We start from the raw sequence: 18,308 nt of genomic DNA, 5'->3' as shown, positions 1-18,308 counted from the left end.
CGAGTTTTAACGGAAAAAAAGACCAGTCGGTTGACTGGCCTTTTTCGTCTCGGTTTATCCGCTTAGAACAGCACCTTCGCCACATCCGCAAACCGCTTGGCGAAATGCACGGTAATGCCCTCCTTCAGATACTCCGGCAACTCCTCGAAATTGCCCCGGTTCGCCTCCGGCAGTATCAGCTCGAAGATCTTCTGCCGCCGCGCCGCAATCACCTTCTCACGCACCCCGCCAATCGGCAGTACATGCCCGGTCAGCGTCAGTTCGCCGGTCATGGCCACGCCTTTTTTCGGTGGCTGGTTGCGGGCCAGGGACAGCAGGGCGCTGGCCATGGTCACACCGGCGCTCGGGCCGTCTTTCGGCGTGGCGCCTTCCGGGACGTGCAGGTGGACGAACGCTTCGTCGAAGAATTTCGGGTCACCGCCAAACGACTTCAGGTTGGAGCTGACGTAGCTGTAGGCAATTTCCGCCGATTCCTTCATCACTTCACCCAGTTGCCCGGTGAGTTTGAAGCCGCGGTTGAGCGTGTGGATGCGCGTCGCTTCGATCGGCAGGGTGGCGCCACCCATGCTGGTCCAGGCCAGGCCAGTGATCACGCCGGTGCCGGAAAGCACTTGCTCGTTACGGAACACCGGTTTGCCCAGGGACGATTCGAGGTCTTTCGGGCCAATCTTGATTGTTGCTTGCGGATCTTCGAGCAGCTTCACCACGGCTTTGCGCACCAGTTTGCCGAGGTTTTTTTCCAGCTGACGGACCCCTGCTTCACGGGCATAACCGTCGATCAGCGCCTTGAGGGCGTTGTCGCTGATGCTCAGGCTGCCTTTCGATACGCCGGCCTTCTCAAGCTGTTTCGGCCACAGGTGACGCTTGGCGATGGCGACTTTTTCTTCGGTGATGTAACCCGACAGGCGGATCACTTCCATCCGGTCCAGCAAGGGGCCGGGAATCGAATCCAGGGTGTTGGCGGTGCAGACGAACAGCACTTTCGACAGGTCCATGCGCAGATCGAGGTAGTGGTCGAGGAATTCGACGTTCTGCTCAGGGTCCAGGGTTTCCAACAGCGCCGAGGCCGGATCACCCTGATAGCTTTGGCCCATCTTGTCGATTTCGTCGAGCATGATCACCGGGTTCATCACTTCGACGTCTTTGAGCGCCTGCACCAGTTTGCCCGGTTGTGCGCCGATGTACGTGCGGCGATGGCCCTTGATCTCGGCCTCGTCGCGCATGCCGCCCACGCTGAAGCGGTAGAACGGTCGACCGAGGGATTCGGCGATGGATTTGCCGACACTGGTCTTGCCCACGCCCGGCGGCCCTACCAGTAGCACGATGGAACCGCTGATTTCGCCCTTGTAGGCACCGACCGCGAGAAACTCGAGGATGCGGTCCTTGATGTCGTCGAGGCCGGCGTGGTGGTTGTCCAGCACCTTGCGCGCGTGCTTGAGGTCGAGCTTGTCCTCGCCGTATACGCCCCACGGCACCGAGGTCGCCCAGTCGATGTAATTGCGGGTGACCGCATATTCCGGCGAGCCGGTCTCGAGGATCGACAGCTTGTTCATTTCTTCTTCGAGGCGTTTCTGCACCTGCGCTGGCAGGACCTTGCCCACCAGTCGCTGTTCGAACTGTTCGAGGTCAGCGCTGCGGTCGTCCTTGGTCAGGCCCAGCTCCTGCTGGATGACCTTGAGTTGTTCCTTGAGGAAGAACTCGCGCTGATGCTCGCCGATCTTGCGGTTCACTTCGGCGGAAATCTCTTTCTGCAGGCGCGCGACCTCGACTTCCTTGCGCAGCATCGGCAGGACTTTTTCCATGCGCTTGAGCATGGGCACGCAGTCGAGCACTTCCTGCAGTTCGCTGCCGGTTGCCGAAGTCAGGGCAGCGGCGAAGTCGGTCAGTGGGGATGGATCGTTGGGGCTGAAGCGGTTGAGGTAGTTCTTCAGCTCTTCGCTGTACAGCGGGTTGAGCGGCAGCAGTTCCTTGATCGCATTGATCAGCGCCATGCCGTAGGCCTTGACCTCGTCGGTCGGCTCGGTGGGCTGGTGCGGGTATTCGACTTCCACCAGGTAAGGCGGGCGATGGTGCTTGAGCCAGGTCTTGAGGCGCACACGGGTCAGGCCCTGGGCAACAAATTGCAGTTTGCCGTTTTCGCGACTGGCGTGGTGCACCTTGACCAGGGTGCCGTACAGCGGCAGGGCCGAGGTATCGAAATGGCGCGGATCTTCCTGGGGGGTGTCCATGTAGAACAGGGCCAGGGAGTGATGATCGGATTTGGCGACCAGGTCGAGGGTTTCAGCCCAGGGTTCTTCATTGACGATGACCGGCAGGACCTGCGCCGGGAAGAAGGGGCGATTGTGAATCGGAATGATGTAGACCTTGTCCGGCAGGTTCTGGCCGGGCAGGGCCAGGCCCTTGCCGGTGGTGTGGTGTTCGGTGTTTTCCGGGTCGGCGTATTCGCTGGGATCTTCGGGGAAGGCTTGCTGGTCGCTCATGGGGCACCTGCGCAATGGGGTATGGGTCTTAGATGGGGCAGGCCTTGTGTGGTTTCAATGGGGGAGGGGATATTCGGGGAGCGTTCAGGATCTGGACAGGTCCTGGCCATTTGCCCGTTGCAGGCATGGCGCGTCGATCAGAACGGACAGCGTTCCCACGGCATGGGAACGCTTCTGCGGGATGTCAGGGGCGAATCTCGATCATCGTGCCGTCCGGCACCAGGTTCCAGATCTCGCGCATGTCCATGTTGCGCATGGCGATGCAACCGTCGGTCCAGTCCAGGGTGTGGAACAGGTGCTCGGGGTTTTCTTCGGTGTCCGGGGTGCCATGGATCATGATCATGCCGCCGGGATCGACGCCTTCGCGTCGTGAGCGGGCGGAATCGCTGATGTTCGGATAGGAGATGTGCATGGCCAGGTTGAAGCGGTCGCTGACCTTGCGCCAGTCGATCCAGTAGAAACCTTCGGGCGTGCGTTTGTCGCCTTCCATCAGTTTCGGTCCCTGAGGACGTTTGCCCAGGGAAATGCGATAGGTCTTGAATGGCTTGCCGTCGTTGATCAATTGCAATTGATGGGCAGACTTGAGGACCAGGATTTTCTCGATGACCTTGCCGTTCATGGGCTCCATGGCAGTAGCCTGGGACACCGTGACGAACGACAAGAAGAACAGGGCAAGCAACCAGCGCATTGAAACGATTCCCCAAGAGGTGTCGCGACTATATATCTATTTATAGGTGTTTTTGCAGGCGCTGCCGAGGGTTCGGGCCGGGTTCGGACGATCTTTGCGCGCCTGGAGATGATACCAAGATGACATCAACTAGTGACATCAACTGATGACAGGCTGGACCAGCGGCGGAATCGATTCGGACCGCACGGGGTAGACCTCGGTCCGCCGGTCAGCGAAGAAGCATTCTAAGGTACGGCCCACCGTGCGGAAAGCCAGCTCGTCCCAAGGAATGTCGGCTTCGTCGAATAGTTGCACTTCCAGGCTCTCGGGGCCGGCAGCAAAATCCAGGTCCGCAAGCTCGGCGCGGAAGAACACATGCACCTGGCTGATGTGCGGCACATCGATCAGCGTATAGATGCTCAGGTTGCGCACCCGCGCGCAGGCTTCCTCGGCGGTCTCGCGAATGGCCGCCTGCTCGATGGTCTCACCGTTTTCCATGAAGCCGGCAGGCAGGGTCCAGTAGCCCCGGCGCGGCTCGATGGCGCGGCGGCACAACAGCACCTGGGTGCCCCAGGTCGCCACGCAACCGGCGACGATGTTGGGGTTCTGGTAATGGATGGTGTGACAGCTGTCGCAGACAAAACGCAGGCGTGAATCGCCTTCGGGAATGCGCTGGGTCACCGGGTTGCCGCACTGACTGCAAAATTTCATGCTTGGGTTCCTGAATGCTGCGCCTATCTTGGCGTGCGGCGGTGGCTGTCGGCAAGTTGTCGTTTCGCGACATGCCACTGTCCGGGGGGTTGGGCGACCTAAGCGATTAGTGCATGATGCAGGGTAAGGCACTGATCGAGAACACTCATGCTGGACGAGCTACTGCATCGGGTAAGTCACCACACACCGCGCACGCTGGAGACTGACCGACGTTTCCCCGAGGCCGCCGTCCTGGTGCCGATTACCCGCAGTGACGAGCCGGAGCTGGTGTTGACCCTGCGCGCCAGCGGGCTGTCGACCCATGGTGGCGAAGTCGCTTTCCCCGGTGGTCGACGCGACCCCGAAGACCCCGACCTTGTTTTTACCGCCCTGCGCGAAGCCGAGGAAGAGATCGGCCTGCCACCGGGACTGGTCGAAGTGATCGGCCCGCTGAGCCCGTTGATCTCCCTGCACGGCATCAAGGTCACACCTTATGTCGGGGTGATTCCGGACTTCGTCCAATACCGCGCCAACGATGCCGAGATCGCCGCCGTGTTCAGTGTGCCCCTGGAGTTCTTCCGCGAGGACCCGCGCGAGCACACCCATCGCATCGACTACCAGGGCCACAGTTGGTACGTACCGAGTTATCGCTACGGCGAATTCAAGATCTGGGGTTTGACGGCAATCATGATCGTCGAGTTGATCAATCTGCTCTATGACGCGAAAATCAGCCTGCACTCACCGCCTAAAAGCTTTATCAATACCTGAAGCCATCATTCGAATGGCCTGAACACGCCGCTGCCTGAGCCTTGAGGACAACACGATGAAATACCGCCTGGGCGACGCCCGTGTCGAGACCCACCCAGAGAGCTGGGTCGCTCCCAATGCCGTGCTGGTGGGCAAGGTCAAGCTGGAAGAGGGCGCCAACGTCTGGTTCAACGCCGTGCTGCGGGGCGACAACGAACTGATCCTGATCGGCAAGAACAGCAACGTCCAGGACGGCACTGTGATGCATACCGACATGGGCTACCCGCTGACCATCGGTACCGGCGTGACCATCGGCCACAACGCCATGCTGCACGGCTGCACCGTGGGTGACTACAGCCTGATCGGCATTAATGCGGTGATCCTCAATGGCGCGAAAATCGGCAAGAACTGCATCATCGGCGCCAATTCGTTGATCGGTGAAGGCAAGGAGATTCCCGACGGTTCGCTGGTCATGGGCTCACCCGGCAAGGTGGTGCGCGAGCTGACCGAGGCGCAGAAAAAGATGCTGGAAGCCAGCGCCGCTCACTACGTGCATAACTCGCAACGTTATGCCCGCGACCTGGCTGAGCAGGAAGAATGACCACGACCGAACGACCAGTGCCATCGCCCTGCGTGAACATTTGCGCGCTGGACGACGATGACATCTGCACGGGGTGCCAGCGCACGGTGGAAGAGATCACCCGCTGGAGCCGGATGGACAACGAAGAACGGCGCAAGGTGTTGGGGTTGTGCCATGAACGGGCCAAGTCCAGTGGGTTGGTGTGGATGATTGGCAAGACACCTGGCAACTGAGGTGTGGCCATTGTAGGAGCGAGCTTGCTCGCGATGGACTCAAGACCACCGCGGGGAATCAGATTCCCCGCATTATCGTTAACGACTATCGCGAGCAAGCTCGCTCCTACAGTACCCTGTGCGCCAAATTGACAGGTGCCCCCCATGTTCTTCCTGATCGCCTACATCGGCAGCGTCGTGCTGACCAACTACGCCTTCTCCACCGCCCCGCACCTGGACATCATCTGGTCGGCGTGGGGTGGCCTGGTGTTCGTGTTGCGCGACATGGTGCAAACCCGCTTCGGGCACGGCGCGATTGCGGCGATGCTGGCGGCGCTGGTGCTGTCCTACATCACCTCCGATCCCTCCATCGCCCTGGCCAGCGCCACGGCGTTCGCGGTATCGGAGTGCATCGACTGGCTGGTGTTCAGTATCACCCGTCGTCCGTTGCACGACCGCCTGTGGATAAGTTCGGCCCTGAGCATCCCGCTCGATACCTTTATCTTCTTCGGCATGATCGACGCGCTGACCCCCGGTGTGATTCTCACCGCCCTGGGTTCGAAGTTCGCCGGCGTCACGGCCGTCTGGCTGATCATGGCCTGGCGCTTGCGCAAACAGGCGCTCGTCAGCTGAGCCAAACCCTGCGGTTCATGTAAAATGCCGCGCTTTCTCCCCATGGGAAGCGCGCCAGGCGCCGCATCCCTCGATGATCCGCTTCTTGAGGACTTGAGATGACCCGTATCGGAACTCCATTGTCGCCCACCGCGACCCGCGTATTGATGTGTGGCTGTGGCGAACTGGGCAAGGAAGTGGTGATCGAGCTGCAACGCCTGGGCGTTGAAGTGATTGCCGTGGATCGCTACGCCAATGCCCCGGCCATGCAGGTGGCGCATCGCAGCCACGTGATCAACATGCTCGATGGCGCGGCCCTGCGCGCAGTGATCGAAGCCGAGCAGCCGCACTTCATCGTGCCGGAAATCGAAGCCATTGCCACCGCCACCCTGGTGGAACTGGAGGCCGAAGGCTTCACCGTCATCCCGACCGCGCGTGCCGCACAGCTGACCATGAACCGCGAAGGCATCCGTCGCCTGGCCGCCGAAGAGCTGGACCTGCCGACCTCGCCTTACCACTTCGCCGACACCTTCGAGGACTACAGCAAGGCCGTCGAGGATCTCGGTTTCCCGTGCGTGGTCAAGCCGGTCATGAGTTCTTCGGGCAAGGGCCAGAGCCTGCTGCGCAGCGTCGATGACGTGAAGACGGCCTGGGACTACGCCCAGGAAGGCGGGCGTGCCGGTAAAGGCCGGGTGATTGTCGAAGGTTTTATCGATTTCGATTATGAAATCACCCTGCTGACGGTGCGTCACGTCGGCGGCACCACCTTCTGCGCGCCGGTCGGCCATCGCCAGGAGAAGGGCGACTACCAGGAAAGCTGGCAGCCTCAGGCCATGAGCCCGGTGGCCCTGGCTGAATCCGAGCGCGTGGCCAAGGCCGTGACCGAGGCCTTGGGTGGCCGTGGCCTGTTTGGCGTCGAGCTGTTCATCAAGGGTGATCAGGTGTGGTTCAGCGAAGTGTCGCCGCGTCCGCACGACACTGGCCTGGTCACGTTGATTTCCCAGGACCTGTCGCAATTCGCCCTGCATGCACGGGCGATTCTGGGCTTGCCGATTCCGTTGATCCGTCAGTTCGGGCCATCGGCCTCGGCGGTGATCCTGGTGGAAGGGCAGTCGACCCAGACTGCTTTCGCCAATCTGGGCGCGGCATTGAGCGAGCCGGATACGGCGTTGCGTCTGTTCGGCAAGCCTGAAGTGAATGGCCAGCGGCGGATGGGTGTTGCCTTGGCTCGTGACGAGTCGATCGAAGCGGCTCGTGCCAAGGCGACCCGTGCATCCCAGGCTGTTGTGGTAGAGCTCTAAACCGAGTCGAAGCCATTCGCGAGCAAGCCCGCTCCCACATTTTGACCGCGTTCTATCAGACAGAATGCGTCCAAATGTGGGAGCGGGCTTGCTCGCGAAGCTTTGGCTTTTGCCTTTCTTCAGGCAACCCGATTCAAGTCGTTATTACGGGTCTCCTTCAGGCACAGCACAGCAATCAGGCTGAGCACCGCCGCCCCCGACACGTACCCGCCGACATAACTCAATCCGCCCATCGCCACCAGTTTCTGCGCGAAGAACGGTGCTGCCGAGGCCCCGACGATCCCGCCCAGGTTGTAGGCCGCCGATGCGCCGGTATAACGCACGTGGGTCGGAAACAGTTCTGGCAGCAGCGCACCCATCGGCGCAAAGGTCACGCCCATCAGGAACAGCTCGATGCACAGGAACAGCGCCACGCCCCAGGTCGAACCCTGGGTCAGCAGCGGTTCCATCAGGAATCCTGACAGGACCGCCAGCACACCCCCGATGATCAGCACCGGTTTACGCCCGTAACGGTCGCTGGCCAGGGCTGACAGTGGTGTGGCCGCGGCCATGAACAACACCGCGAAACACAGCAGGCCGAGGAAGGTTTCACGGCTGTAGCCGAGCGTCGCCACGCCGTAACTCAGCGAGAACACGGTCGAGATGTAGAACAGCGCATAGCACACCACCATCGAGCCGGCGCCCAGCAGCACTGGCATCCAGTATTGGCTGAACAGCTCCACCAGCGGGATCTTCACCCGTTCCTGGCGCGCCATGGCGTTGGCGAACACCGGTGTTTCGTGGAGTTTTAGGCGCACATACAGACCAACCATCACCAGCGCGGCGCTGAGCAGGAAGGGAATCCGCCAGCCCCAGGCGCGGAACTGTTCATCGTCCAGGCCCATGGCCAGGGTCAGGAACAGGCCGTTGGCCGCGAGAAAGCCGATGGAGGGGCCCAGTTGCGGGAACATGCCGAACCAGGCGCGCTTGCCCTTGGGCGCATTCTCGGTGGCGAGCAAGGCGGCTCCGCCCCATTCGCCGCCCAGCCCCAGGCCCTGGCCGAAGCGCAATACACACAGCAGGATCGGCGCCCAGGCCCCGATGCTGTCGTAACCCGGAAGTACGCCGATCAGCGTGGTGCACACGCCCATCAGCAACAAGGAGGCGACCAGGGTCGATTTGCGCCCGATACGGTCGCCAAAATGCCCGAACAAGGCCGACCCCAGGGGGCGTGCAAGGAATGCGATGCCGAACGTGAGGAAGGCCGAGAGCATCTGGGCCGTGCCGGAAGTCTGTGGGAAGAACACAGGGCCAATCACCAGCGCGGCGGCGGTGGCATAGACGTAGAAGTCGTAGAACTCGATGGCCGTGCCGATGAAACTCGCCGTGGCCACGCGGCTGGCGGAGTTCACCGGTTGCGCGGGGGTGGAGTCGTTATAGGTTGTGCTGGTCGTCATGCGGTTATCCCTGACAGTCATGGGCCCCAGTGGAGCGAATTATTATGGTCGATTACCCAGGGATGTGGGTGGAGGCGCGGTCGCTGCTCCAGGTAGGAACAGGCGTCGGTGTGCAGCGGACGTTTCTGGTGGTCAGGCCGGAACTTGCGGTGTGCGGGGTAAGCACGGGACGGCGAGGCTTGGGTAAGCGACTCGATTATAGAAAGGTGGCTAACGATTCAACAAGTGCAAAAAGATCGCAGCCTTCCGCAGCTCCTACAGGAGCGCGCGTTCCAATGTAGGAGATGCCGAAGGCTGCGATCTTTTAACAATCTAGAGGGTGGGTAGAGCAGCGGGAGCCGGGTTGATATGCCAGATCAACACCTGAGTCACCCGATTGTCCTCAGTCTCAAGAATTTCCAGCCGATAACGACCGATTTTCAAGCACACAGGACAATCCGGAATGGTTTCCAGCGCTTCGGTCACCAACCCGTTCAGGGTTTTCGGGCCGTCGCTGGGCAGGTGCCAGCCGAGGCTCTTGTTCAGCTCGCGGATCGAGGCGGCGCCGTCGATCACCAGGCGGCCATCGGCCTGGGGATGGATATGCGGGTTGTCCAGGCTTTGTTGGCTTTCGAATTCGCCGACGATTTCTTCGAGAATGTCTTCCAGGGTGACGATGCCCAGAACCTCGCCGTATTCGTCGACCACCATGCCCAGGCGCCGCTGCTGCTTGTGGAAGTTCAGCAGTTGCAGTTGCAGCGGGGTGCTTTCAGGAACGAAATACGGTTCGCGACAGGCCGCCAGCAGCGCGTCCAGGGTCAGGCTGCCGTCGGGGAGCAAATGGCCGATTTGCCGGGTATTGAGCACCGCCTCGACCTGATTGATGTCGCTGTGGAACACCGGCAGACGCGTGCGCTGGTTGTGGCGCAGTTGCTCGATGATGTCTTCGATCGGGTCGTCGAGGTTGATCCCTTCGACCTCGCTGCGCGGTACCAGAATGTCGTTGACCGTGATGTTGTCCAGCGCATGGATGCCCGGCAGCGGGTGCGGGCGGCTGGCGGCTTGCTCGTGATGGTCGTGGCGCTCCAGCGCCGGCTCGTCTTCGCTCTGTTGCACGACATTGGCCTTGCGGGCGAACGGGCGCATCAGCAACTGGCTGATGGCATTGAGCAGCCAGGCCGCCGGGTAGATGAGCTTCAGTGGTATGGCCAGCAGGTTGTTGCCCAGTGCCAGGATCGCGTCCGGATGACGGACAGCGAGGGCGCGGGGCAGGTAGTCGGCGAGGATCAACAGCAGCGCGCCCGCGCCGAGACAGGCCAGCCACGGGCCGTTCTCGGCCCAGGTGAAAATCGCCAGCAAGGTACAGATGACCATCACCAGGGCGCGGCACAGGGTATTGCAGAAAATCAGGCTGACGAGGGGAAAGCTCAACCGGGCCAGCGGTTTGTCGCTGGCGCGCGAGGCGTTGCGCTGGGCCAGCAAATGCTGCTGCGCCGCTTCTATGGCAGTGAACAGCCCTGACCATAAAATCAGCAAGGCCACTACTGCAAGCATCGGCCCTATGGGCAAGTCGTCCATTATTGCCGCCCGTCAGATGTGCAGGATGTATTCGCGAACCAGCTTGCTGCCGAAATACGCCAGCATCAGCAGGCAGAAACCGGCCAGGGTCCAGCGGATGGCCTTGTGGCCGCGCCAGCCAAGGCGGTTACGGCCCCACAGCAGCACGCTGAAGACGATCCAGGCCAGGCAGGCCAGCAAGGTCTTGTGCACCAGGTGCTGGGCGAACAGGTTATCGACAAACAGCCAGCCGGAGATCAGCGACAGCGACAGCAGCGTCCAGCCGGCCCAGAGGAAGCCGAACAGCAGGCTTTCCATGGTTTGCAGCGGCGGGAAGTTCTTGATCAGCCCGGACGGGTGCTTGTGCTTGAGCTGGTGATCCTGGACCAGCAGCAGCAACGACTGGAACACCGCGATGGTGAACATGCCGTAGGCAAGGATCGACAACAGGATGTGGGCGAGAATGCCTGGCGCTTCGTCGATGATCTGCACGGTGCCGGCGGGGGCGAACTGCGCCAGTAGCGCGGTCAAGGCGCCCAGGGGGAACAGCAGGACCAGCAGGTTCTCCACCGGTATTCGTGAGCAGGCCAGCAGCGTCAGGGCGATGACCGCGGCGGCAATCAGGCTGGCGGCACTGAAAAAGTCCAGGCCCAGGCCAATCGGGGTCAGCAGGTGGGTCACCAGGCTGGCGCTGTGGGCCAGCACCGCCAGCACGCCGAGCGTAACCAGCAGGCGCTTGTTGGCCTTGGCGCCGGTGGCCAGGCGAGTGCCTTGATAGAAAGTCGCAGCGGCATACAAGCAGGCGGCGGCGAGGGTAGTAAGCAAACTGGGTGACAAGGGGAGCATAAGTCCTGTTAGGCAAGCCCGAAAGGCGCTGAGTTTGGCATAGAACCCACGCGACACGAAAGTGCGAGGTGTCCGCCAGACGCAGTCTTCGCTATAATCCGCGACCTGCCCACGCCGCAGGCTCGCCGAGCACACGTTTAGTCCGGTCTGGGCCGCCATTATCCCGGTCTACACAGGGCCTGAAAGGATCGCGCAATGTTTGAAAACTTAACCGACCGTCTCTCGCAGACGCTGCGCCATGTCACCGGCAAGGCCAAGCTGACCGAGGACAACATCAAAGACACCCTGCGCGAAGTGCGCATGGCGTTGCTCGAAGCCGACGTCGCCTTGCCGGTGGTGAAAGACTTCGTCAATTCGGTCAAGGAACGCGCTGTCGGCACCGAGGTGTCGCGCAGCCTGACGCCGGGCCAGGCCTTCGTGAAGATCGTCCAGGCCGAACTCGAAAGCCTGATGGGCGCGGCCAACGAAGATTTGAACCTGAGCGCCGTGCCGCCAGCGGTCATCCTCATGGCCGGTCTGCAGGGCGCGGGTAAGACCACCACCGCCGGGAAGCTGGCGCGCTTCCTTAAAGAGCGCAAGAAGAAGTCGGTCATGGTCGTGTCCGCGGACGTTTATCGTCCGGCGGCGATCAAGCAGCTGGAAATGCTCGCCGGTGAAGTGGGTGTCACCTTCTTCCCGTCCGACCTGAGCCAGAAGCCGGTCGAGATCGCGCAAGCGGCTATTAAGGAAGCAAAACTCAAGTTCATCGACGTGGTCATTGTCGATACCGCCGGTCGCCTGCACATCGATGAAGAGATGATGGGCGAGATCAAGGCGCTGCATGCCGCGATCAACCCGGTCGAGACCCTGTTCGTGGTCGACGCCATGACCGGCCAGGACGCCGCCAACACGGCCAAGGCCTTTGGCGACGCGCTGCCACTGACCGGTGTGATCCTGACCAAGGTCGACGGCGATGCCCGTGGCGGTGCCGCCCTGTCGGTGCGCGCCATCACCGGCAAGCCGATCAAGTTCATCGGTATGGGCGAGAAGAGCGAAGCGCTCGACCCGTTCCACCCTGAGCGTATCGCCTCGCGCATCCTCGGCATGGGCGACGTGCTCAGCCTGATCGAGCAGGCGGAAGCGACCCTCGACAGGGACAAGGCCGACAAGCTGGCCAAGAAGCTGAAGAAGGGCAAGGGTTTCGACCTCGAAGACTTCCGTGACCAGCTGCAACAGATGAAGAACATGGGCGGCCTCGGCGGCCTCATGGACAAGCTGCCGAACATGGGTGGCGTGAACCTGGCGCAGATGGGCAACGCCCAGGGCGCGGCAGAGAAGCAATTCAAACAGATGGAAGCCATCATCAATTCCATGACGCCGGCCGAGCGCCGTGACCCTGAGATGATCAGCGGTTCGCGCAAACGTCGTATCGCCATGGGCTCCGGCACCCAGGTGCAGGACATCGGCCGCTTGATCAAGCAGCACAAGCAGATGCAGAAGATGATGAAGAAATTCTCCGCGAAAGGCGGAATGGCCAAGATGATGCGCGGCATGGGCGGTATGTTGCCCGGCGGCGGCATGCCCAAGATGTAAAGAATCCGCGCCGGTCATCGCACCGGCGCAGACCCGCAAGGACGCGGGATCTACAGCAAACCCGCACTTGGCGGGAGCTGACTGGCCGTTTTAAACGACGGCTCTATAGCAAATCTGGATGGCGTCCGATAGGCCGCCGGAAAAAGTCATTTGCAAAAGTCCGGATATTCCTTAGAATATGCGGCCTTTCGGGCACCTATGCCCGCTGTGCCTTTAGATTTGCAGCACCGACTACAGGAACGATGTTCACATGCTAACAATCCGTCTTGCCCTTGGCGGCTCCAAAAAGCGCCCGTTTTACCACCTGACCGTAACCGACAGCCGCAACCCGCGCGACGGTTCGCACAAGGAACAGGTTGGTTTCTTCAACCCTGTTGCTCGTGGCCAGGAAGTTCGTCTGTCCGTGAACCAAGAGCGCGTAGCCTACTGGCTGAGCGTTGGTGCACAACCTTCTGAGCGCGTTGCTCAGTTGTTGAAGGAATCTGCCAAGGCTGCGGCCTGAGCAATATGAACGCGACGCCAGCTGTTGCTGATGATTTGATCGTTATCGGCAAGATTTATTCGGTTCACGGCGTTCGCGGCGAAGTGAAGGTGTATTCCTTTACTGATCCGATCAAGAACCTGCTGGAATACAAAACCTGGACGCTCAAGCGTGACGGCAATGTAAAGCAGGTAGAGCTGGTCAGCGGACGCGGGAACGACAAGTTCCTGGTCGCAAAGCTCAAGGGTCTCGATGATCGTGAAGAAGCTCGTCTTCTGGCCGGTTATGAGATCTGCGTGCCGCGCAACCTGTTCCCTGAACTGACCGACGGCGAGTACTACTGGTACCAGCTGGAAGGTCTCAAGGTCATCGACACCCTCGGGCAACTGTTCGGGAAGATCGATCACCTGCTGGAGACCGGCTCGAACGATGTAATGGTGGTCAAGCCTTGCGCTGGCAGCCTGGATGATCGCGAACGCCTGTTGCCCTATACCGAGCAATGCGTGTTGGCCGTCGACCTGGTCGCAGGCGAGATGAAGGTGGATTGGGATGCGGACTTCTAAGCGTGGCTAACTTGCGCGTAGAAGTGATCAGTTTGTTTCCCGAGATGTTCTCCGCCATCAGCGAGTACGGCATCACCAGTCGGGCGGTGAAACAGGGGCTGTTGCAGCTCACCTGTTGGAATCCGCGAGACTACACGACGGATCGACATCACACTGTGGATGATCGCCCTTTTGGCGGTGGTCCGGGCATGGTGATGAAGATCAAGCCCCTGGAAGATGCTCTGGTTCAGGCCAAGGCAGTCGCCGGGGAGGGTGCGAAGGTGATTTACCTGTCGCCCCAAGGCCGTCAACTGACTCAGTCGGCGGTACGCGAGTTGGCGAATCTGGATGCATTGATCCTGATTGCCGGCCGCTATGAAGGCATTGACGAGCGTTTTATTGATGCTCATGTCGATGAAGAGTGGTCGATTGGCGACTATGTACTGTCTGGCGGCGAGCTGCCGGCGATGGTCCTGATCGATGCGGTTACACGACTGCTGCCTGGAGCTTTAGGGCATGCGGACTCCGCCGAGGAAGATTCCTTTACGGATGGTTTGCTGGATTGCCCGCACTACACCCGACCGGAGGTGTATGCGGATCAGCGTGTTCCCGACGTATTGCTAAGTGGCAATCACGCGCACATCCGGCGTTGGCGTTTACAGCAGTCCCTTGGTCGGACCTATGAACGACGCGCCGATCTTCTGGAAAGCCGCTCGCTTTCTGGAGAAGAGAAGAAGCTGCTCGAGGAATACATCCGCGAGCGGGACGATAGTTAACAACGTATCGATGGTAGATCCGACGATTTACCTTAGGAGCACAGCATGACTAACAAAATCATCCTTGCACTCGAAGCAGAGCAGATGACCAAAGAGATCCCTACCTTTGCCCCGGGCGACACCATTGTCGTTCAGGTGAAAGTGAAGGAAGGCGACCGTTCGCGTCTGCAAGCGTTCGAAGGCGTTGTAATCGCCAAGCGTAACCGCGGCGTAAACAGTGCATTCACCGTGCGCAAGATCTCCAACGGTGTTGGCGTAGAGCGTACTTTCCAGACCTACTCCCCGCAAATCGACAGCATGGCTGTCAAGCGTCGCGGTGACGTACGTAAAGCCAAGCTGTACTACCTGCGCGACCTGTCGGGTAAAGCAGCTCGCATCAAGGAAAAACTGGCTTAAGTCCAGCTTCCGATGCAGAAAAAAGCAGCCTACGGGCTGCTTTTTTGTTGCCTGCGATTTATCTTCCCTGGCCGTACTGTCGGCCTTGCCTGAGTCTTTATGCCTGCCATCGATCATCCCTTGATTGACCAGTTTCTCGACGCGCTGTGGCTTGAGAAAGGTCTTTCCGATAACACCCGCGATGCCTATCGAAGCGATCTGGCCCTGTTCAATGGCTGGCTGCAGGAAAAAGGCCTGGAGCTGCTCAACGCCGGGCGCGAATTGATTCTCGATCACCTGGCCTGGCGCCTGGAGCAAAACTACAAGCCCCGTTCAACGGCCAGATTTCTCTCTGGCGTGCGCGGCTTCTATCGCTATCTGCTGCGGGAAAAGCTGATCGCTGTCGATCCGACGTTGCGCATCGATATGCCGCAACTGGGCAGGCCGTTGCCCAAGTCCTTGTCGGAAGCTGATGTGGAAGCGCTGCTGAAAGCACCGGATCTGAGCGAAGCCATCGGCCAGCGCGACCGCGCCATGCTCGAAGTGCTTTACGCCTGCGGCCTGCGGGTGACGGAGCTGATCAGCCTGACGCTGGAGCAGGTCAACCTGCGCCAGGGCGTGCTGCGGGTGATGGGCAAGGGCAGCAAGGAGCGGCTGGTGCCGATGGGCGAGGAGGCGATCGTCTGGGTCGAGCGTTATTTGCGCGATGGTCGTGGCGAGCTGCTGGGCGGGCGGCCCAGCGATGTGTTGTTCCCCAGTCAGCGCGGCGAGCAGATGACCCGCCAGACGTTCTGGCATCGGATCAAGCACCAGGCCAAGGTCGCCGGCATCGGCAAGTCGCTGTCACCGCATACATTGCGCCATGCCTTCGCTACGCATTTGCTCAACCACGGCGCCGATTTGCGGGTGGTGCAAATGCTGCTCGGCCACAGCGATCTGTCGACTACCCAGATCTACACTCACGTTGCGCGGGCGCGTTTGCAGGATCTGCATGCCAAACACCACCCCCGCGGTTGACGCCGTCCCCCTGTAGGAGCTGCCGCAGGCTGCGATCTTTTGATCTTAAAGATCAAAGTCAAAAGATCGCAGCCTGCGGCAGCTCCTACAGGGGGGGTGTGATGTCTTGTATCAGGTGCATTCGGCCACACGAACCTTATGTGGTAGGCTTTGCCAGTTTGCACGATGGGCGTTTATGACCCGGTGTTTCGGCACTGGCGTTCTGAGCGTCTCATTTGTCCGCCTTCAGGAGTTCTCATGCGTTTGACCCAGATTTTCGCCGCCGCCGCCATCGCGTTGGTCAGCACCTTTGCTGTCGCCGATGACGCGGCCGATAAAGCCATTCGTAAAAGCCTGGAAAACCTCCAGCTCGAAGTACCGGTAGAAAGCATTTCCGCCAGCCCTCTGCCAGGCCTGTACGAAGTCAAGCTGCAAGGCAGCCGCGTACTCTATGCCAGCGCCGACGGCCAGTACGTGGTCCAGGGCTACATGTTCCAGCTCAAGGACGGCAAGCCGGTCAACCTGACCGAGAAGACCGAGCGCCTGGGCGTTTCCAAGCTGGTCAACGCCATCCCCGCCGCGGAAACCGTGGTGTACCCAGCCATTGGCGAAACCAAGTCGCACATCACCGTGTTCACCGACACCACCTGCCCGTACTGCCACAAACTGCACGCCGAAGTGCCGGAGCTGAACAAGCGCGGCATCGAAGTGCGTTACGTGGCGTTCCCACGCCAGGGCCTGGGTTCGCCGGGTGACGAGCAACTGCAGGCGGTCTGGTGCTCGAAAGACAAGAAAGCGGCCATGGACAAGATGGTCGACGGCAAGGAAATCAAGGCCGCCAAGTGCGATAACCCGGTATCCAAGCAATTCGCCCTCGGTCAGTCGATTGGTGTGAACGGCACGCCGGCCATCGTTTTGGCTGACGGCCAGGTCATTCCGGGCTACCAGCCGGCGCCACAAGTCGCCAAACTGGCGCTCAGTGCCAAGTAATTCGTATCGTCACGGTCAGCTGTTGACGAGCGTGGCCCGGCGGCAGTTCCAGCCGGGCCATCAATAGAGAGCCGCGAGTTTGCGGCTGTTTTCACGGCCGGCCTCGAGTCGGCCGTTTTATGGGGAGTTCACAGTGAAACCGGTCAAAGTAGGCATCTGTGGGTTAGGGACCGTCGGTGGCGGTACCTTCAACGTACTTCAGCGCAACGCCGAGGAAATTGCTCGTCGTGCCGGGCGTGGAATCGAAGTGGCACAAATTGCCATGCGCACGCCAAAGCCTCAGTTCCAAACGACCGGTATTGCGATTACCACCGATGTCTTCGAAGTGGCCACGAACCCTGAGATCGACATCGTCATAGAGCTGATGGGCGGCTACACCGTTGCCCGCGAGCTGGTACTCAAGGCCATCGAGAATGGCAAGCATGTGGTCACCGCGAACAAGGCGCTTATCGCCGTTCACGGTAATGAAATTTTCGCCAAGGCTCGCGAGAAGGGCGTGATCGTCGCGTTCGAAGCGGCCGTGGCCGGTGGCATTCCGGTGATCAAGGCGATCCGTGAAGGCCTGTCCGCCAACCGTATCAACTGGGTGGCCGGCATCATCAACGGCACCGGCAACTTCATTCTCACCGAGATGCGCGAGAAAGGCCGGACCTTCGAAGACGTGTTGGCCGAAGCGCAAGCCCTGGGCTATGCCGAAGCCGACCCGACCTTTGACGTTGAAGGCATCGATGCGGCGCACAAGCTGACGATCCTGGCGTCCATCGCATTCGGCATTCCGCTGCAGTTCGACAAGGCCTACACCGAAGGCATCACCAAGCTGACCACCGCCGACGTGAACTACGCCGAAGCGCTGGGTTATCGCATCAAGCACCTGGGCGTGGCGCGCAGCACCGCCGCGGGTATCGAGTTGCGCGTGCACCCGACGCTGATCCCGGCCGATCGCCTGATCGCCAACGTCAACGGCGTGATGAACGCGGTGATGGTCAACGGCGACGCCGCCGGTTCGACGCTGTTCTACGGTGCCGGCGCCGGCATGGAGCCGACCGCTTCGTCGGTGATCGCCGACCTGGTGGACGTGGTTCGCGCCATGACCTCGGACCCGGAAAACCGCGTACCGCACCTGGCCTTCCAGCCGGATTCGCTGTCGGCGCACCCGATCCTGCCGATCGACGCCTGCGAAAGCGCGTACTACCTGCGGATCCAGGCCAAGGACCATCCGGGCGTTCTGGCCCAGGTGGCCAGCATCCTGTCCGAGCGTGGCATCAACATCGAGTCGATCATGCAGAAGGAAGCCGAGGAGCACGACGGCCTGGTACCGATGATCCTGCTGACCCACCGCGTGGTGGAGCAGCGCATCAACGATGCGATCGCTGCCCTCGAAGCCCTGGCAGGCGTAGTCGGTCCGGTCGTACGGATCCGCGTCGAGCACCTGAACTAAGCCGTTATCGTTCGCCGGGCCAGTGAGCTGG

The 18,308-nt window shown here is 60.7% G+C and carries 19 protein-coding genes; 13 read left to right on the top strand and 6 right to left on the bottom strand.

The genetic code is table 11. The features are described 5' to 3' along the window. Positions 1-62: 62 nt before the first annotated feature. The 3 genes from lon to NPS56_RS25700 all read right to left on the bottom strand — a co-directional run bounded on the left by lon (position 63) and on the right by NPS56_RS25700 (position 3,858). Positions 63-2,480, bottom strand: coding sequence for an endopeptidase La (gene lon / locus NPS56_RS25710; protein ID WP_274077242.1), 2,418 nt, complete (start codon positions 2,478-2,480; stop codon positions 63-65). Positions 2,481-2,664: 184 nt separating this feature from the next. Then, positions 2,665-3,168, bottom strand: coding sequence for a L,D-transpeptidase family protein (locus NPS56_RS25705; protein ID WP_274077241.1), 504 nt, complete (start codon positions 3,166-3,168; stop codon positions 2,665-2,667). 138 nt (positions 3,169-3,306) lie between these two features. Next, positions 3,307-3,858, bottom strand: a complete 552-nt coding sequence (locus NPS56_RS25700) for an NUDIX hydrolase (RefSeq protein ID WP_274077240.1) — start codon at positions 3,856-3,858, stop codon at positions 3,307-3,309. Positions 3,859-4,005: 147 nt separating this feature from the next. Between NPS56_RS25700 and NPS56_RS25695 the strand changes: the two genes are divergently transcribed. The 5 genes from NPS56_RS25695 to purT all read left to right on the top strand — a co-directional run bounded on the left by NPS56_RS25695 (position 4,006) and on the right by purT (position 7,289). Continuing rightward, positions 4,006-4,605, top strand: a complete 600-nt coding sequence (locus tag NPS56_RS25695; RefSeq protein WP_274077239.1) for a CoA pyrophosphatase — start codon at positions 4,006-4,008, stop codon at positions 4,603-4,605. Positions 4,606-4,660: 55 nt separating this feature from the next. After that, a complete protein-coding gene (locus NPS56_RS25690; RefSeq protein WP_274077238.1) occupies positions 4,661-5,185 on the top strand; it encodes a gamma carbonic anhydrase family protein in 525 nt (174 codons plus the stop codon). Next, a complete protein-coding gene (locus NPS56_RS25685) occupies positions 5,182-5,397 on the top strand; it encodes a DUF1289 domain-containing protein (RefSeq protein ID WP_274077237.1) in 216 nt (71 codons plus the stop codon). Before NPS56_RS25690 ends, NPS56_RS25685 begins: the two co-directional genes overlap by 4 nt. A gap of 144 nt (positions 5,398-5,541) precedes the next feature. Continuing rightward, a complete protein-coding gene (locus NPS56_RS25680; RefSeq protein ID WP_274077236.1) occupies positions 5,542-6,009 on the top strand; it encodes a preQ0 transporter in 468 nt (155 codons plus the stop codon). Positions 6,010-6,107: 98 nt separating this feature from the next. Then, on the top strand, positions 6,108-7,289 hold the full coding sequence (purT, locus tag NPS56_RS25675; protein WP_274077235.1) for a formate-dependent phosphoribosylglycinamide formyltransferase: 1,182 nt from the start codon (positions 6,108-6,110) through the stop codon (positions 7,287-7,289). 119 nt (positions 7,290-7,408) lie between these two features. On the opposite strand, the gene NPS56_RS25670 is transcribed toward purT, so the two are convergent. The 3 genes from NPS56_RS25670 to NPS56_RS25660 form a co-directional block, all read right to left on the bottom strand. Next, a complete protein-coding gene (locus NPS56_RS25670; protein ID WP_274077234.1) occupies positions 7,409-8,725 on the bottom strand; it encodes an MFS transporter in 1,317 nt (438 codons plus the stop codon). Positions 8,726-9,037: 312 nt separating this feature from the next. After that, positions 9,038-10,282, bottom strand: coding sequence for a transporter associated domain-containing protein (locus tag NPS56_RS25665; RefSeq protein ID WP_274077233.1), 1,245 nt, complete (start codon positions 10,280-10,282; stop codon positions 9,038-9,040). 12 nt (positions 10,283-10,294) lie between these two features. Continuing rightward, complete coding sequence (locus NPS56_RS25660) at positions 10,295-11,107, bottom strand: cytochrome C assembly family protein (RefSeq protein WP_274077232.1); 813 nt, start codon at positions 11,105-11,107, stop codon at positions 10,295-10,297. Between the two features lie 195 nt (positions 11,108-11,302). On the opposite strand from NPS56_RS25660, the gene ffh reads away from it, so the two are divergent. The 8 genes from ffh (at position 11,303) to NPS56_RS25620 (ending at position 18,277) form a co-directional block, all read left to right on the top strand. After that, entirely contained in the window at positions 11,303-12,679 is a 1,377-nt protein-coding gene (gene ffh / locus NPS56_RS25655) for a signal recognition particle protein (protein WP_274077231.1), read from the top strand. A gap of 250 nt (positions 12,680-12,929) precedes the next feature. Further along, the gene (rpsP, locus tag NPS56_RS25650) at positions 12,930-13,181 is read left to right on the top strand and encodes a 30S ribosomal protein S16 (RefSeq protein WP_003198088.1); all 252 of its coding nucleotides are present in this window, start codon (positions 12,930-12,932) and stop codon (positions 13,179-13,181) included. A 5-nt stretch (positions 13,182-13,186) separates the two neighbouring features. Beyond that, the gene (gene rimM / locus NPS56_RS25645; protein ID WP_046820360.1) at positions 13,187-13,723 is read left to right on the top strand and encodes a ribosome maturation factor RimM; all 537 of its coding nucleotides are present in this window, start codon (positions 13,187-13,189) and stop codon (positions 13,721-13,723) included. Between the two features lie 2 nt (positions 13,724-13,725). Next, positions 13,726-14,478 (top strand): tRNA (guanosine(37)-N1)-methyltransferase TrmD, encoded by a 753-nt coding sequence (gene trmD / locus NPS56_RS25640; protein ID WP_046820359.1) that lies wholly within the window; start codon positions 13,726-13,728, stop codon positions 14,476-14,478. 45 nt (positions 14,479-14,523) lie between these two features. Then, the gene (gene rplS / locus NPS56_RS25635) at positions 14,524-14,874 is read left to right on the top strand and encodes a 50S ribosomal protein L19 (protein WP_003175895.1); all 351 of its coding nucleotides are present in this window, start codon (positions 14,524-14,526) and stop codon (positions 14,872-14,874) included. A 99-nt stretch (positions 14,875-14,973) separates the two neighbouring features. Further along, entirely contained in the window at positions 14,974-15,870 is an 897-nt protein-coding gene (gene xerD / locus NPS56_RS25630; RefSeq protein WP_168757294.1) for a site-specific tyrosine recombinase XerD, read from the top strand. A gap of 237 nt (positions 15,871-16,107) precedes the next feature. After that, positions 16,108-16,839 (top strand): bifunctional protein-disulfide isomerase/oxidoreductase DsbC, encoded by a 732-nt coding sequence (gene dsbC / locus NPS56_RS25625; protein ID WP_274077230.1) that lies wholly within the window; start codon positions 16,108-16,110, stop codon positions 16,837-16,839. Between the two features lie 133 nt (positions 16,840-16,972). Then, the gene (locus tag NPS56_RS25620) at positions 16,973-18,277 is read left to right on the top strand and encodes a homoserine dehydrogenase (protein ID WP_046820355.1); all 1,305 of its coding nucleotides are present in this window, start codon (positions 16,973-16,975) and stop codon (positions 18,275-18,277) included. Positions 18,278-18,308: the final 31 nt, after the last annotated feature.

This window comes from Pseudomonas putida (genome assembly GCF_028682635.1).
Taxonomy (GTDB): domain Bacteria; phylum Pseudomonadota; class Gammaproteobacteria; order Pseudomonadales; family Pseudomonadaceae; genus Aquipseudomonas; species Aquipseudomonas putida_AE.
Note: the sequence above shows the minus strand (reverse complement) of the source record. Positions and strands in the feature narration are given on the sequence as shown.

Bases quoted from the DNA above. Each gene is read 5' to 3' on its own strand.
- lon (WP_274077242.1), bottom strand. From the start codon at position 2,480: ATGAGCGACCAGCAAGCCTTCCCCGAAGATCCCAGCGAATACGCCGAC.
- NPS56_RS25705 (WP_274077241.1), bottom strand. From the start codon at position 3,168: ATGCGCTGGTTGCTTGCCCTGTTCTTCTTGTCGTTCGTCACGGTGTCC.
- NPS56_RS25700 (WP_274077240.1), bottom strand. From the start codon at position 3,858: ATGAAATTTTGCAGTCAGTGCGGCAACCCGGTGACCCAGCGCATTCCC.
- NPS56_RS25695 (WP_274077239.1), top strand. From the start codon at position 4,006: ATGCTGGACGAGCTACTGCATCGGGTAAGTCACCACACACCGCGCACG.
- NPS56_RS25690 (WP_274077238.1), top strand. From the start codon at position 4,661: ATGAAATACCGCCTGGGCGACGCCCGTGTCGAGACCCACCCAGAGAGC.
- NPS56_RS25685 (WP_274077237.1), top strand. From the start codon at position 5,182: ATGACCACGACCGAACGACCAGTGCCATCGCCCTGCGTGAACATTTGC.
- NPS56_RS25680 (WP_274077236.1), top strand. From the start codon at position 5,542: ATGTTCTTCCTGATCGCCTACATCGGCAGCGTCGTGCTGACCAACTAC.
- purT (WP_274077235.1), top strand. From the start codon at position 6,108: ATGACCCGTATCGGAACTCCATTGTCGCCCACCGCGACCCGCGTATTG.
- NPS56_RS25670 (WP_274077234.1), bottom strand. From the start codon at position 8,725: ATGACGACCAGCACAACCTATAACGACTCCACCCCCGCGCAACCGGTG.
- NPS56_RS25665 (WP_274077233.1), bottom strand. From the start codon at position 10,282: ATGGACGACTTGCCCATAGGGCCGATGCTTGCAGTAGTGGCCTTGCTG.
- NPS56_RS25660 (WP_274077232.1), bottom strand. From the start codon at position 11,107: ATGCTCCCCTTGTCACCCAGTTTGCTTACTACCCTCGCCGCCGCCTGC.
- ffh (WP_274077231.1), top strand. From the start codon at position 11,303: ATGTTTGAAAACTTAACCGACCGTCTCTCGCAGACGCTGCGCCATGTC.
- rpsP (WP_003198088.1), top strand. From the start codon at position 12,930: ATGCTAACAATCCGTCTTGCCCTTGGCGGCTCCAAAAAGCGCCCGTTT.
- rimM (WP_046820360.1), top strand. From the start codon at position 13,187: ATGAACGCGACGCCAGCTGTTGCTGATGATTTGATCGTTATCGGCAAG.
- rplS (WP_003175895.1), top strand. From the start codon at position 14,524: ATGACTAACAAAATCATCCTTGCACTCGAAGCAGAGCAGATGACCAAA.
- xerD (WP_168757294.1), top strand. From the start codon at position 14,974: ATGCCTGCCATCGATCATCCCTTGATTGACCAGTTTCTCGACGCGCTG.
- dsbC (WP_274077230.1), top strand. From the start codon at position 16,108: ATGCGTTTGACCCAGATTTTCGCCGCCGCCGCCATCGCGTTGGTCAGC.